General features: G+C 52.0%; 17 protein-coding genes. 3 read left to right on the forward strand and 14 right to left on the reverse strand.

All coding sequences use genetic code 11. The features are described from left to right. The first annotated feature begins 43 nt into the window (after positions 1-43). Entirely contained in the window at positions 44-1,150 is a 1,107-nt protein-coding gene (locus tag ACFQI7_RS05790; protein WP_218097052.1) for a hypothetical protein, read from the forward strand. A 53-nt stretch (positions 1,151-1,203) separates the two neighbouring features. Further along, positions 1,204-1,731, forward strand: coding sequence for a hypothetical protein (locus ACFQI7_RS05795; RefSeq protein WP_230414622.1), 528 nt, complete (start codon positions 1,204-1,206; stop codon positions 1,729-1,731). A gap of 84 nt (positions 1,732-1,815) precedes the next feature. Here ACFQI7_RS05795 and ACFQI7_RS05800 read toward each other — a convergent pair whose 3' ends face one another. Further along, entirely contained in the window at positions 1,816-3,150 is a 1,335-nt protein-coding gene (locus tag ACFQI7_RS05800; protein WP_218097051.1) for a PhoH family protein, read from the reverse strand. 107 nt (positions 3,151-3,257) lie between these two features. Between ACFQI7_RS05800 and ACFQI7_RS05805 the strand changes: the two genes are divergently transcribed. Then, positions 3,258-3,815: a YhcN/YlaJ family sporulation lipoprotein gene (locus tag ACFQI7_RS05805; protein WP_218097050.1), complete on the forward strand. Its 558-nt coding sequence runs from the start codon at positions 3,258-3,260 to the stop codon at positions 3,813-3,815. Between the two features lie 38 nt (positions 3,816-3,853). Here the strand turns inward: ACFQI7_RS05805 and ACFQI7_RS05810 are convergent, their stop codons facing one another. The 13 genes from ACFQI7_RS05810 to ACFQI7_RS05870 all read right to left on the reverse strand — a co-directional run bounded on the left by ACFQI7_RS05810 (position 3,854) and on the right by ACFQI7_RS05870 (position 14,078). Continuing rightward, a complete protein-coding gene (locus ACFQI7_RS05810; protein WP_218097049.1) occupies positions 3,854-4,306 on the reverse strand; it encodes a pyridoxamine 5'-phosphate oxidase family protein in 453 nt (150 codons plus the stop codon). A 134-nt stretch (positions 4,307-4,440) separates the two neighbouring features. Continuing rightward, positions 4,441-4,713, reverse strand: a complete 273-nt coding sequence (locus tag ACFQI7_RS05815) for a hypothetical protein (protein WP_218097048.1) — start codon at positions 4,711-4,713, stop codon at positions 4,441-4,443. Then, a complete protein-coding gene (locus tag ACFQI7_RS05820) occupies positions 4,710-5,177 on the reverse strand; it encodes a hypothetical protein (protein ID WP_218097047.1) in 468 nt (155 codons plus the stop codon). Before ACFQI7_RS05820 ends, ACFQI7_RS05815 begins: the two co-directional genes overlap by 4 nt. Positions 5,178-5,204: 27 nt before the next feature. Then, positions 5,205-5,474, reverse strand: a complete 270-nt coding sequence (locus tag ACFQI7_RS05825; protein ID WP_218097046.1) for a YlaH-like family protein — start codon at positions 5,472-5,474, stop codon at positions 5,205-5,207. Between the two features lie 98 nt (positions 5,475-5,572). After that, positions 5,573-7,414, reverse strand: coding sequence for a translational GTPase TypA (gene typA / locus ACFQI7_RS05830; RefSeq protein ID WP_218097045.1), 1,842 nt, complete (start codon positions 7,412-7,414; stop codon positions 5,573-5,575). A 197-nt stretch (positions 7,415-7,611) separates the two neighbouring features. Then, positions 7,612-8,280, reverse strand: a complete 669-nt coding sequence (locus ACFQI7_RS05835; protein WP_218097044.1) for a TerC family protein — start codon at positions 8,278-8,280, stop codon at positions 7,612-7,614. A gap of 33 nt (positions 8,281-8,313) precedes the next feature. After that, on the reverse strand, positions 8,314-9,525 hold the full coding sequence (gene thiI, locus ACFQI7_RS05840) for a tRNA uracil 4-sulfurtransferase ThiI (RefSeq protein WP_218097043.1): 1,212 nt from the start codon (positions 9,523-9,525) through the stop codon (positions 8,314-8,316). A gap of 3 nt (positions 9,526-9,528) precedes the next feature. Further along, entirely contained in the window at positions 9,529-10,701 is a 1,173-nt protein-coding gene (locus ACFQI7_RS05845) for a cysteine desulfurase family protein (RefSeq protein ID WP_218097042.1), read from the reverse strand. A gap of 81 nt (positions 10,702-10,782) precedes the next feature. Further along, a complete protein-coding gene (locus ACFQI7_RS05850; protein ID WP_218097041.1) occupies positions 10,783-11,490 on the reverse strand; it encodes a lytic transglycosylase domain-containing protein in 708 nt (235 codons plus the stop codon). Positions 11,491-11,632: 142 nt separating this feature from the next. After that, positions 11,633-12,058 (reverse strand): hypothetical protein, encoded by a 426-nt coding sequence (locus ACFQI7_RS05855; protein ID WP_218097040.1) that lies wholly within the window; start codon positions 12,056-12,058, stop codon positions 11,633-11,635. A gap of 42 nt (positions 12,059-12,100) precedes the next feature. Then, a complete protein-coding gene (locus ACFQI7_RS05860; protein WP_218097039.1) occupies positions 12,101-12,307 on the reverse strand; it encodes a DUF1540 domain-containing protein in 207 nt (68 codons plus the stop codon). Between the two features lie 50 nt (positions 12,308-12,357). Next, on the reverse strand, positions 12,358-13,500 hold the full coding sequence (locus ACFQI7_RS05865) for a glycoside hydrolase family 15 protein (protein WP_218097038.1): 1,143 nt from the start codon (positions 13,498-13,500) through the stop codon (positions 12,358-12,360). Between the two features lie 77 nt (positions 13,501-13,577). After that, positions 13,578-14,078, reverse strand: a complete 501-nt coding sequence (locus tag ACFQI7_RS05870; RefSeq protein ID WP_218097037.1) for a YpuI family protein — start codon at positions 14,076-14,078, stop codon at positions 13,578-13,580. Positions 14,079-14,110: the final 32 nt, after the last annotated feature.

Below are 14,110 nucleotides of genomic sequence, written 5' to 3' on the forward strand. Positions count from 1 at the left end.
TAGTTGAGAGATTTTGTTTCAAACCGGAGGAGGACAAGCAGGAATGAAGCGGAAATGGACTGTGCTTCTGATGATATGGTTATGCTTCGTTTCGGCATTTCCCAGGTCAACGGTTTGGGCGGAAACGACGGAGGCAAACCGGGACATCCTGCAGAAAGGGTTGACCGTCTATGAAATCGACAGAGAGCTTGGGCGCATCTCCGAACGGCAAGCGACGCTGACGGCGCAGCTGAAGGACACGGAGCAAAAGCTGCAAGCGGCGCGCAGCGCTTCCGCCGAAGCCAGACAGCATGCGGCCAAAGTAATACGTGCTTACTATCAGGGAGACCGGGATTCGCTGTGGACGATCGTCTTCAGCATTCGCTCATTATCCGACGCGTTGTCCGTGCTGGAGTATTTGCAGATGATTCTGCATACGGACCGGCAGGCTTTAAGTCGTCACGAAACGGCATGGAAACAGCTGACGGCGCTGCAAGCGGAGCAAACGCAAGCGCAAACGGCGCTGACGCAAACGAAAGACCGGTATACAAACGAACGAGCCCGCTTGGTCACCCTACAAAAGGAAGTGGACGAGATGCTGGCGAAAAATAAGGAAGCCGTCAAAGTACAGCAGCAAATAACCGATCTAAACCGGCTGTGGCAGGATAAAGGCGTACCGCTGTTCAAAACGTATTTTCAAGCTTTGGCGAAGGCCATGAATGACTTGCCCGAGATCATGACTGCCGGAAGCCCCGGATCCGGCGGAAAAACCTCTAACTTGATTATGAACGGCTTCAACTATACGTTTCAGATGACCGACCAGGAGCTGAACGCCTTCTTGCAAAAGAAGAATGAAATCTTCCGCAATATGACATTTCGTTTTACGGAAGATGCCGTTATCGCTTCCGGCAAGCAGGACGATATTGCGCTGACGATCAAAGGCCGCTACGAGATGGCTTCCAAAGACAACGGCAAATCGAAATCATTCATTCGTTATTCGATCCAAGAACTGCTGTTCAACGGCTATGCGCTGCCTGCCACAACGGTAGAGGAATTGCAAAAAAATTTCGATCTCGGCATTTATCCGCAAAATATCGCATCTTTCCTCCAAATAACGGGCCTCAAGCTGGAAGAAGGCAAGTTAAGCATCTTCATAAAGCTGGCGTTGTGACGAAAGTTGCAGCAGCCGGCTTTTTTCCGGATAATAGAGCTAAAACAAGGAGCGTGAAGCCGATAATGGACTATATCCGCAAATGGGCGCTCGCCATGGACTTGCCCGAAGGCAAGCGGGCCGGTTATTATGCACAAATCGTGAAAGCGTTGGCCGGGAAAGCCTCGCTGTTCGACCGGGAGAAAGAACTGCTTATTTTCTCGTCGGAAGCGGAGCGAAACGAAGCCGTTCCCGTCATGGAGCAGTACGCGATCCCGTGGGAAGAGATGCCGCTGCTGCTGCTGCCTGCGCCGGTGACGCTGTATCGAACGTTCAGCGATTTCGGCTTTACGAGCCGGTTGGAGAACGTATACGTATACGCGGATCTCGTCAGCCTGTTTTACCTGGAAGGCGCTGCAGCGATGAGCGAATCTTTCCGGTCCGCAGAGCCGGACGCCGCTCTGGCGCAGCTGGAGGAACATCTGCTGGCCGCAAGCCAGGCTGATGCCGATCAGGTGCTTTATGCCATAGAAACGCAGAATCAACCATTGGCGGAAAGGATCGCAAAAGCTTACGGCAGTTCGGTTCGCTGGGCAACGTAATTCGATATACATCAAACAACGCATTGGCCGGATGACGAATGGAGCGTCGCGGCCGATGCGTTGTTTTGTTGTCCTTTACCTATTTTAGAGCAAATCTGCAGCCAATTGGGCGAGATGGGAACGTTCGCCGCGTTCCAGCATGATGTGTCCGCTGATGTTTTGCTCCTTAAACCGCTCTACCACATAGGTGAGGCCGTTGCTCGATGCGTCCAGATAAGGATGGTCGATTTGCTCCGGGTCGCCCAGCAGAACAATTTTACTGCCTTCTCCTACGCGGGAAACGATCGTCTTCACTTCATGCTTCGATAAGTTTTGCGCCTCGTCGATGATGATGAACTGCCCCGGGATCGACCGCCCGCGTATATACGTGAGCGCCTCGACCTGGATGCTGCCAAGCCCATGCAATATTTTATCGATATCTCCGGGCTTCTTCGTGTCGAACAAAAATTCCAAATTATCATAAATCGGTTGCATCCAAGGCCGTAGCTTTTCCTCTTTCTCCCCGGGCAAATACCCGATATCTTTGCCCATCGGCACAACGGGCCGGGCGATCAGCAGCTTCTTGTATTTCCGCTCATCCTCCACCTTCATCAGACCGGCCGCAAGCGTCAGCAGCGTTTTCCCCGTTCCCGCTTTCCCCGTCAGCGTCACAAGCGGAATATCGTCGTTCAACAGCAGCTCGAGCGCCATTCGCTGCTGCGCGTTGCGTGCCGCAATGCCCCAGATTGGATCGTTGCTAAGGTAGAGCGGCTCCAACTTCTTGCCTTCCGCGTTCACTTTCAGCAGCGCCGATTTGCTCGTACCCATTTCGTCTTTCAAAATGACAAACTCGTGCGGATGGAGCGGATAACCGAGATTTAGCGATTGGACGCCTAAAAATCGATATGTGTAAAATTCGTCGATCACCGAAGGATGCACGTGTATCGTCATATGGCCGGAGTAGATTTCGTCAGCCATGCTTACGATTCGGTCCGACAAATAGTCTTGCGCGGTGATCCCCAGCACATCCGCTTTGATGCGAACAAGTACATCTTTGCTGACCAGGATGACAGGTCTCGGCGATTCTTTGTCTTTTTCTTCCAAATGATAATTGAGCGCTACCGCCAATATGCGGTTGTCGTTCGTCGCGTCAGCGAACACTTCCTGCAGTTTGGCGAAGCTCCGATGGTTCAATTCCACCTTCAGGGATCCGCCGCCTGGCAGTTCAATGCCCTCAAACAATCTGCCTTCGCTGCGCAGTCCGTCAAGCATGCGGGAGATGTGGCGCGCATTGCGCCCAAGTTCATCCGCGTTGCGCTTCTTCGCATCCATTTCTTCGAGCACAACGGCCGGAATGATCACTTCGTTATCCTCAAAAGCAAATATGGCATTTGGATCCTGCAATAACACATTAGTATCCAGCACATAAATTTTTTTCATTTGAGTTCCCTCCCAGGCTTGGTGTTTGGCTCTAGACATACATAGGAACCGGTTTGCGCGGACAAACTAACCAAAACTGATACTGCAAATGAAAGGATGATGAATTTATGCGGATGTTTGTCGGCATTTTCTTGATGTTGTCCGTCGTTATGGCAGGTTGTACCCAATCACCAAAAAATGGAGCTTCTCCCCTTCAGACAGCTGATCAAAATCGACAAGTGAAAGTAAATCAAACGGCTCCTCAAAAGAAACAAATTCAAGACCCGCGCGCCGTTGCCGATCGATTGGAGCAAATCGCAACGAGCATCCCGAATGTGGAAAGCGCCAACTGCGTCGTTTTCGGCAATACGGCGGTCGTCGGAATCAATGTGCCGCCTGGCATGGATCGGGCCAAAGTAGGTACAATCAAGCTGTCAGTCGCCGAAGCGCTGAAGAAAGATCCTTACGGTGTGGATGCGTTGGTAACTGCGGATATGGATTTGGCCGAACGATTGAGAAGTATTCGAACGAATATGCAGAACGGCCGTCCGGTACACGGATTAGCGGAGGAAATGGCAGCGATTATCGGAAGAATTGTCCCTCAAATGCCGAGAGATATCCAGACGCCGCCGCAAGGGAATCAACCGCAACATGCAGCCCCGAACAAGCCTGTCAACAATCCGTAACCATTCCATTGTGCAAAAAAAGCCTAGAACGAAATTTTCTAGGCTTTTTTCATGGCAGTGAACACCTGCGTGTCCAGCTTTTCAGCCGCACGCTTGTCGTATGTTTTCTCGTATTCGGGAGCGACGGATATGCGCGAACCATAGAACATGGCGTCGCGAACCGCCGAAATTTCAATGTCGAAGCAGGCCAATTTGAACGGAACTCCTTCAAGCGCATCGATTACCAGCCGGGCATGGCCATTTATCGCATGCACGGACCCGGCGCCGATCGTAGTCAAGGTGACATTCGGGTTTTGCTTTATATTCGCTACAATACGTGAGCGCTGATCCACTGAAAAACGTACGGTATTCACATCTTTGGCGTATACCCAAGAGATCGCATTCATGGCAGGCGCACCGGTCTCGTGATCGATTGTGCTCAGCAAAGCAAACGCCTCATTTTGCAATAGTTCGTACTGCTGCTCCGATAGAGCTGTGACTAATTCGGCCATGGATTCCCCTCCTGCAAACATGGTGAAACAATTTCATTATAGCATAGGAATAGTTTTGCAACCACAAACAGATATCATGGACACTCCCTTCAAACCTTGATAACTTATTTTATCAAAGGGAGACGGGTTATATGTCACTCATTGTATTTCGGGTTCGAATTTATATCGGACAACAATTGCTCGGCGGACTCGCGGTCGAACATTTGCAGCTTCCTCTGCTCTCCGCTGCCGTATTTAATCCGATACATCGTCTCGTCCGACGTAACCGAAAACTCGTCCAGCTTATGATCTTCACGCAAGATGTCCTCAAAAAATTGCTTTGTTTCTTGTGCCGCTTGATCATCCGGTCTGGCTTCGGCTACAATCCGGATTTGAAGCCAATTGAACAGCGCATCCTGCAAATTCATAGGCTCCCGTCCTCTCTCAACAAAATGACGTGCAGTCCTTGCCCGAACCAATTGCGCATCGCCTGGATCCAAGGCTGTATGTCCGGTTCCGCGTTCACAGCGGCCATCAGTTGCTCCGCTTCAGCCGGAGCGATCAGCCGGTGCAAATAAGCTTCCGCACAATGGGACAACGGCCACAGCGGCTCGGAACCCGCCGCACGGTCTGTAAGCGCATCCGCCGCTGCAAGACGAATACCCCCTCCCTGCTCCAACGCAAACGGCAGCTCGGCCACGCCGCAGGCATCCGCCGCTTCGTCGTCCAGCAATAGCGCCGCTTTAAATAGAAGCAGCAAACGGGGATGTACCGCCTGAACGGCACGCAGTAAACGCTCCTTGTGCTCTTCCGGCTCGAGCAGCAGCCTTTCGGAATGGAGCTCGGCCTCCGTCCCGTCCCACCGCACTGGAACTAGCCATAGGTTCGCCAAACCAATTGCCCCTTCCGCGTTCGAATGTTATTTCTTGGCCGACCGTTCCTGAAAAAAGTAACGAATGCGCACCATCAGCATCAACACCACAGCAACGGTAAGCGATGGGACGATCGGTAGCCCTGCAATCTGAAAAAACAACAGCATGAGCGACCCAAACGCCAGCAGCAAATAGATGACGGCATTTTTCAATACCGGCAGTTTCCGCGTTCGGAATACTTTATTGTACACATATGTAATTAAAATAAAAATTAAAACGAATGTAATCCAAGGGTGCTCTCCAAACCATTCCGTCAATCGTCTCACCTCCGAAAGGCATCATACCTTTATTGTAATGCCCGCAAGCTGCAAAGAAAAGCTCTGAGCACTCAGAGCTTTTCCCGCATTCCTTCGCGTTACGCGCCGGCTTCTGCCATCTTGCGATGCTTCTCCGCACGTTCCCGTTCGCTTTTATTCAAAATCTTTTTACGCAGCCGGATCGACTTTGGCGTAATTTCGCAGTATTCGTCGTCGTTCAAGTACTCCAATGCCTGCTCCAGGGAGTACAAACGCGGCGTCTTCATCTTCACCGTGTCTTCTTTCGTTGCGGAACGGACGTTCGTCAACTGTTTCTCTTTGCAGATATTGACGATAATGTCGTTATCCCGGGTATGCTCTCCGACGATCATGCCTTCGTAAATTTCGGTTCCCGGCTCGACGAACAGCGTTCCCCGGTCTTCAACGGACAAAATGCCGTACAAGGTCGAATTGCCCGTTTCGCTCGATACGAGAACGCCTTCGTGACGTCCGCCAACGCCGCTGCCGGCATATGGGCCGTAGCTGTCGAAAGCGTGATTCAGAATACCGTATCCCCGCGTCAGCGTCAGGAAGTACGTGCGGTATCCGATCAAGCCGCGGGCCGGAATCAGGAACTCCAGACGCACGTTGCCGCTGCCGTTGTTGATCATATTGACCATTTCGGCTTTGCGGGTACCAAGGCTCTCCATGACCGAACCCATGCTTTCTTCCGGCACGTCGATGATCAGGCGCTCGATCGGCTCCATCTTTTGGCCGTCGATCTCTTTGATGATCACTTCCGGCTTCGATACTTGCAGTTCAAAGCCTTCGCGGCGCATATTCTCGATCAGAATGCCGAGGTGGAGCTCTCCGCGTCCCGATACGATGAAAGCATCCGGGCTATCCGTCTCGTCCACGCGAAGACTTACGTCGGTTTCGAGCTCTTTCATCAGGCGCTCGCGAAGCTTGCGGGACGTTACCCATTTCCCTTCACGGCCCGCAAATGGGCTGTTATTGACAAGGAACGTCATCTGCAGCGTCGGCTCATCGATCTTGAGCACCGGCAATGCCTCTGGACGGGCAGGATCGGCAAGCGTCTCGCCGATATTGATATCCTTGATGCCGGCAATGGCAACGATGTCACCGGCTCCGGCTTCTTCGATCTCCAGACGCTTCAGTCCTTGGAAACCGAACAGTTTTTCCACACGGGCTTGCTTTACTTGACCTTCCCGGTTAATGACGGCGATCGCTTGACCTTGACGCACAACGCCGCGGTTGACCCGTCCGATAGCGATACGCCCGAGATATTCGTTGTAATCCATCAGCGTGACGAGAAATTGCAGCGGTTCTTCCACACTTTCCGTCGGATGCGGAATTTGGGATACGATCGTATCGTACAGCGCCTGCATGTTATCGTCCTGCTGTTCCGGCACCAAACTGGACGTCCCCATTAACCCCGAAGCATACACGACAGGGAAATCCAACTGTTCGTCGTTCGCGCCAAGTTCGATGAACAAGTCAAGCACTTCATCGATGACCTCGGCCGGACGCGCGTTCGGACGGTCGATCTTGTTAACGACGACGACCGGAGTCAAGTTCTGCTCCAGCGCCTTGCGCAGCACGAATTTCGTCTGCGGCATCGTGCCTTCGAATGCATCGACGACAAGCAGCACGCCGTCGACCATCTTCATGATCCGTTCCACTTCGCCGCCGAAATCGGCGTGGCCCGGAGTATCCACGATATTAATAAGATAATCTTTGTATTTGATTGCCGTATTTTTTGCCAAAATGGTAATGCCGCGCTCGCGCTCCAAATCGTTGGAGTCCATCGCTCTCTCCTGAACCGCCTCGTGCTCGCGGAACGTACCGGATTGCTGAAGCAGCTTGTCAACGAGCGTCGTTTTTCCGTGGTCAACGTGTGCGATGATGGCAATATTGCGAATCTTGTCTCTGGAATGCATTTGTCCCAAAACCCTCTCTTTGAAAATAACTTGGTATCCGCATGCTGTCATTGAATGAATGAAGCGGAAGCCCGTTCACAAAAGAAGCGTCGGACGTAAGCGCCGACGCTACAATTCACACTTCATTATACGGAGTTTCACTATAAAACGCAAGAAACTGACAATATTTTTAACATTGCGTCAACAAAACCGGCTTTTTACGAATGCTTCGGCTTCGGTTTAAACACAAATTGCTTCAGCAATCCGGCACCGATCACGAGCACCGTGGTTACGACCGGAACGATATAATGCGGCACTCCGTGCAGAATCGCTTCCGATACTTTCGTATCCGCAAGAAACATTTCGCCGGAAGTATAACCGAGAATACCCGCTCCGATGTAGACGAGGATCGGGAATTTCTTCAGCAAATTTACGACCAGATTGCTTCCCCAAATGATGATCGGGATGCTAAGCCCGATCCCGAGAATGATGACGCCGATCTCGCCCTCCGCTTTAGCCGCGATCGCCAGGACATTATCGAGACTCATTACGAAATCGGCGACGATGATCGTCCAGATCGCTTTGCCAAGGGTGGACGCTTCTCTTACATCGGCATGCCCGTCGTCGTCAATCAGCAGCTTGATTGCGATCCAGAGCAGCAGCAAGGACCCTGCGGATTGAATGTACGGAATATCCAGTATGTAAACGGCGATAATCGTAAGCACGACGCGCAGACCGATCGCTCCGAACGCTCCCCACCATATCGCCTGCTTTCTTTGACTTACAGGCAAGTTCCGGCTGGCAAGCGCAATCACGACAGCGTTGTCGCCGCTTAACACGATATTAATAAGCATGATTTCCAAAAAAAGTACAAACCAATCCCACATCGACATGACCCTCCTGATATAGTAGACACAAAATTAAAATAACGAAGCAAACGGGTCGCTTGTTTTGTTACGATCGTTTCCGATCCAGACCGTTTCCGTACGGCGAACGGCTTCATCCAGTTCGGACTCCAGCCAAGGCATGCTTCGTTCGATACTTTCAACCACATTCACATTCGGATTGGTGCTCGGACTCGGCGGAAGAAATAATGTGCAGCAATCTTCATACGGCAATATCGACAACGTATACGTATCAATCGATTCGGCGATCCGAATAATCGATTGTTTATCCATGCAAACAAGCGGCCGAATCAGCGGCATTTGTACCACTTGACCGATGGCGTTCATGCTTCCCAGCGTCTGGCTGGCCACTTGCCCCAAGCTTTCGCCCGTGACGATAGCGCCGGCCTCCGCCGTTACCGCCAGCTTCCCGGCGATCCGCATCATCGCTCGGCGCAGCAGTGTGATGAGCAAATTTTTATTGTACACCTGATGAATTTTGGTCTGGACGTCGGTGAAAGGCACCATATGAAGCTTGATGGATCCCGTATAAGCGCTTAACTTGTCAGCTAAATCTTTCACTTTTTGCTGCGATCGCTCGCTCGTGAACGGATAGCTGTGAAAATGCACCGCTTCCAGCCGCAATCCTTGCCGCATCGCCAAATACCCGGCAACGGGGCTATCGATCCCACCCGACAGCATGAGCATCGCTTTCCCGTTCGAACCGACCGGGAAGCCGCCCGCTCCTTCTTCACGCGTACAGTAGATCAGCGCTTCTTCTTCACGCAGCTCGACCTTAAGTTCCACTTCCGGCTGCCGAACGTCGACCTTCAGATCGGGAAACGCCCGCAGCACATGACCTCCCACGCGACGATTCATCTCTTGAGAATCGATCGGAAAGTTTTTATTGGCTCTTCGTACATTCACTTTAAACGTATTCGGTACATCGGGCAATGTCTGCATTACTTGTAAAGCCATCCGCTCGATCGTCTCTGGCTCCAGCGCGGAAGTATACACGGGACTGAACGACGTAATGCCGAACACTTTGCGAAGCGGCGCCTTCAACGCCTCCACATCCGCTCCGCCCGTCAACAGGACGATACGCCCGAACTCCTTGCGGTAAGCGATGGAAGGGAACGGACGAAGCACCCGCTTGACTTGCTCCATCACTTGTTTTTCGAACCGATGCCGATTGCGACCTTTTAGCGTCAGCTCACCTAATCGAAGAACGATCCGATCCGGAATCATAAGCTACCTCCTTCCGCGTACCGATGCCGAAGGCTTGAGCCGTGTGACCGTTTCCTTCAGCATGAGGCAAAAATAATCCACGTCATCCAGCGTTTGCATTAGCGAATAGCTAAGCCGGATGCCGCTTACCGCTCTCTCTCTTGAACAGCCCATGGCGGTCAATACCCGGCTTGGCTTTTCCGCACCGGACGAACAGGCGGATCGTGTAGACACGTAAATGCCTTGCTGTTCTAAAGCATGTACGAGAACTTCCGACTTCATACCCGGGTAGGAAAAATGGACAATGTGCGGTGCCATTGTTTCTTTATCGGGAGATCCGTTCAGCACCAGCTCCGGCATTTGCGAGATGCACTCCGTTAGTTTGCTGCGCATCGCTGCCGTCTGCTCGGCAAACGCTGCCTGCTCTTCCATCGCGAGCCGCACGGCTTTAGCCATGCCGACAATGGCAGGCACATTCTCCGTTCCTGAGCGCAAACCGTTCTCCTGCCCTCCTCCAAGCAGGAGCGGCGATAATTCCACGCCATTGCGGCAGTACAGAAAACCGATCCCTTTCGGTCCGCGCAGCTTGTGCGCCGCACATGTCATCAAATCGATCCCGAGGTCACCGGGGAAAAACGGCAGCTTGCCGATCGCCTGCACCGCATCGACATGAAACAATGCTGCCGGACTGTGCTCCCGCAGCATGCGGGCGATGTCGGCAATCGGCTGGATGCGGCCGGTTTCATTGTTTACATGCATGATGCTGACGAGCGTCGTATCGGCCGTCAAAGCGTCCTTGAGCGCGTCAAGCTCCACTTGCCCGGTCGAGTCGACCGGAAGAAATGTGACATGGAACCCTTCCTTCGCGAGCTGCCGAAACGTTTCGTAAACGGAAGCATGCTCGATCTCCGAAGTGATCAGCCGCATGCCTCTGCCACGATAGCGATAAGCTGCGCCGCGTATCGCCAAATTGTTGCTCTCGGTTCCTCCGGAAGTAAACCGGATTTCTTCCGGTGCGCAGCGTAAGCCGGCCGCAATCGTCTCCCTGGCCCGACGCACCAGTTGTTCCGCCTGAACGCCGAGCTTGTGCAACGACGACGGGTTGCCGAAATACGTTCTCATCACTTCGGCCATCGTATCGATTACTTCTTCATACATTGGCGTCGTCGCCGCATTATCCAAATACAGTGCCCGCATGCTGCCTCCGTCCCGACAAAAACAAGACCAATCCCTCATGTTCTCCACCGGAGCTTTCAAGGGTTGGTCTCGCGTCCGTCATCATGCCTCATAATGATTCTTAAGCTGCATTACTTTACGAACATATTGCTGAGTCTCTGCCGGAAGCAAATGCAGCTTAGCCTCCAAGTCCAGATCATCTTTAATCCCGAGCTTGTCCAATCGGCCGGATCCGGCATTATACGCGGCAAGCGCGGTACCAGGATTCCCGTTATATTTCATCAGCAGGCCGGACAAATATTTCGTCCCGCCTTCGATATTTTGCTGCGGATCGAAAGGATCAACGACGCCCATCGCTTGCCCGGTACCATCCATCAGTTGCATTAGCCCCTTGGCCCCTGATCGCGATACGGCTTGCGGATTAAAGGAAGATTCCGTATTAATGACCGCCTTGACGAGAGCAGGCTCTATGCCGAACTTACGGCTTGCTGCCTGAATAACGTTTTCGAATGCGGTCGGCTTGTTTACGGTGTCGTCGCTTTGCAGATAACGGTTCCATGAAGCCGGTGCCACACGGCTCGCCAGCATCGCAGCCGCCGCGAGCGTATCCTTGCTCGGCCGCTGTTCAGCCCGTACGTTCGCCGTATCGGCCTGCGTGTCTTGCTGACCAGCGAGCAAGCTGTTCAACAGCCCGGAAAAATCGCTTTCAGCATCCGATTTCGCCGCTGCTCCGCTGGAGGTCAGCAAACTCGATTTGTTCCATATTTGCAGCTGCAGCAGCTCTTTGATCGTGTGTGGATCCATTCCCATCTCGAAGCCGGCTCTCCTTCAATTGATTGCATTTTTCTTCTTATCTATTTATTGTACACTGTTTTCCTTTGATCAGCTAGCCCAAAATAGCATAAATCGACAAAAAAAGCAGACCGCAAAGGTCTGCTCCAATGAAGACGGGCTACGCATACAGCGGAACAAGAAACAAATACCCAGCCAGCGAAATGAGCCCGATCGCCACCGACCATGCTCCCAGTGCACGGAATCCGAGTATATAGGCGAAAAATCCAAACAACGCCGAAGTTGTACCCAGCAAGGCCGGGTATATAAACAGCGATGCAATGGAGAGCAGTAAAGCCGTATATCCGAGCCAGCGGAACGATTGCGCGCCCTCGGCCGGACCCGTGTCGGCATTTGTTTCTTCCACGTTATCCGAAAACTGTCTTGTTTCCGGACGGTAAGCCGCTGCAGGTGCGATTTCGGCCGCATATTCCTCCTCGTATCCCGATCCGCCCGATTCTTTCGCGATCTGATCTTTCTTAAACCGTTCTTGCGACCTGGCGTCCAATGAGTTGCGCTGTATGCGATCCTCTTTGTTGTCGTTCATTTGGCCACCTTCTCTCCTCGAATTCGCGAGCTTGAATCAGCTTTACGATTTCTTCGGCTCGAAGGTGTGACAACAGGTGCTTCTTACATTAGCTGCCTCATCCTGATGATCTTCAAAATCTTTTGCAAATTCCGTATCATATCCCACATTGGCATGCTTGTCGACCTCGATCATAATCGTGTCGGCGTTACAGTTATTGCCTTGCGCCCAATATTCGCAGTTGGCAACGCTGCATTTGACTACTGGCATCGTAATCACCCCTATCTCAGCTTACCCGTTCTGAAATGGGGATATACTTGCTAGCCGTCTTCTTTCAGCATGTTATATAGCACCAGATACATCGCATGCGACCAGAGCAGCGGCAAAGCCGGTGTCCCCCATCGCCCGACCCATTCGTCGTAACGTTCTCGAGAGGCAAGCGCATCCGGCACTTGTTCCGGCAATCGGCCCAGTCTATCCGCTTTCGATACGATCCATGATAACGCTCGTTCGGCTTTGTCTTTGTTGCCGATGCGCAGTTGAATCCATCCGTACCAGGCCGTGAGCAGCAGCCATTCGCCACCCCCGTAGTAGGAATCGTCCGCATAACGGCGAATACCGCCTTGATCCGTGCGCAGCTCTCGTTCTATTTTGCGAAGCGTCGTCCGAAACGCAGGGTGATCGGCCGTTACAACGCGAAACGGCTCACAAAGCCAAAACAGGCTTGCATCTACGCCCGGGTGGCCGATTTCAAAGCGCAGCCCCGACTCGACTTGAATGGGCGTGACATATTTGACGAAGTGACCGTCGGGATGAACCGCGTTCTCCAAAATAAATGCTTGTATATCACGGCAAACCTCCTCGAGCGCTTCGTTTTCCTCCAGCTCGGCAATATGCCTCAGCCCTCCATATATACACGCTAACGTAGAAGAATGTACATGGTCGGCGTTCTCTTCCCAGCAATCGAAGTTCGGCATACGCCAAAACGTGCGCAAATAATCGCAAGTCACTTCCACGCTAGTGCGGTAAATTTGCGGAATGTGCGTTTGTCCTGTCCGCTTCAAATGCTCCGCAAGCCCCCAAAGCCATGCACCGTAACCGTCCAGCTGAAAATGGCCCCAATCCGAACCGGTATCGTCTCTGCCGTCCAAATGATAACGGGTATGTAACATTTCTTGGCGTTGCGGTTGCTCCCCGCGCTTCTTCTTTTCGATCAGCTCCCGGATATATCCGGCTTTCGTCTCGAGAATGCGGCGCACCCAATCGTAAAACAGCTCCGCACTGTTCGTCTCGCCTGCGCAGTCCATGCCGAATGCAATGAAACTGCCGTCCCGAAGCCAGCTGAATCCATAGTGCGAAAATAACGGGGAGGCCACATATCCGCCGCTTGAATGCTGGTTCCATGCAATCAGTTTTTTGCTCGCTTCCGCCAGGTCGCCTGCAAGGATTGAGGCACGATTCATCAGATTCCCCCTAAACAAAAAGAGATGCTTGTCTGTTAGCACCTCTTTCCTTCATATTATTTCAAGCAGGCTTTCCGTTATACTTTTTCGCCCTGCATTCTTTTTTGGGTAATATAGTCAGTCTCATAGTAAGACAAGTCTTCACGCAGCGCTTCAAATAATTTCGACAGTTCAATCGTCAGGTCGCGTACGACGCGAACCGGTTTTTTCCGGAAGCGAATCGCATCCTGCCCTGTATAAGCGTAGCGTCCGTCTTCGGAGTAGCATTCGTTTTTCGGATAAAAGAAACTGTTCACGCAGTTATGGTATACCTCGTATAATACTTTCTCGGAATAATCCACGTTGAAATTCGGACGGCGAAGCGCAACACCGAGCTTCTCGTAAGCTACTTCGCAAAATACAAGCAAATGTCTGGTATCGGTCAAAAAGCCCTTATAGAACTCTTCCATTGCCTCATCGTTATCCGTATTAAGCTGCTGCAAAGCATGACCGTTCAGGAACGTTTCCATTTTACCGATGGCTTCGCTCAACTTTGTTCTCGTTGTTTCGCAAACATTTTTCACATTAAATACTGCCATTTGGGCTAGACCTCCTTAAACTTTGAAACAAA

Origin of the sequence: Paenibacillus allorhizosphaerae, from assembly GCF_042659105.1 — a bacterium.
Taxonomy (GTDB): Bacteria; Bacillota; Bacilli; order Paenibacillales; family NBRC-103111; genus Paenibacillus_G; species Paenibacillus_G allorhizosphaerae.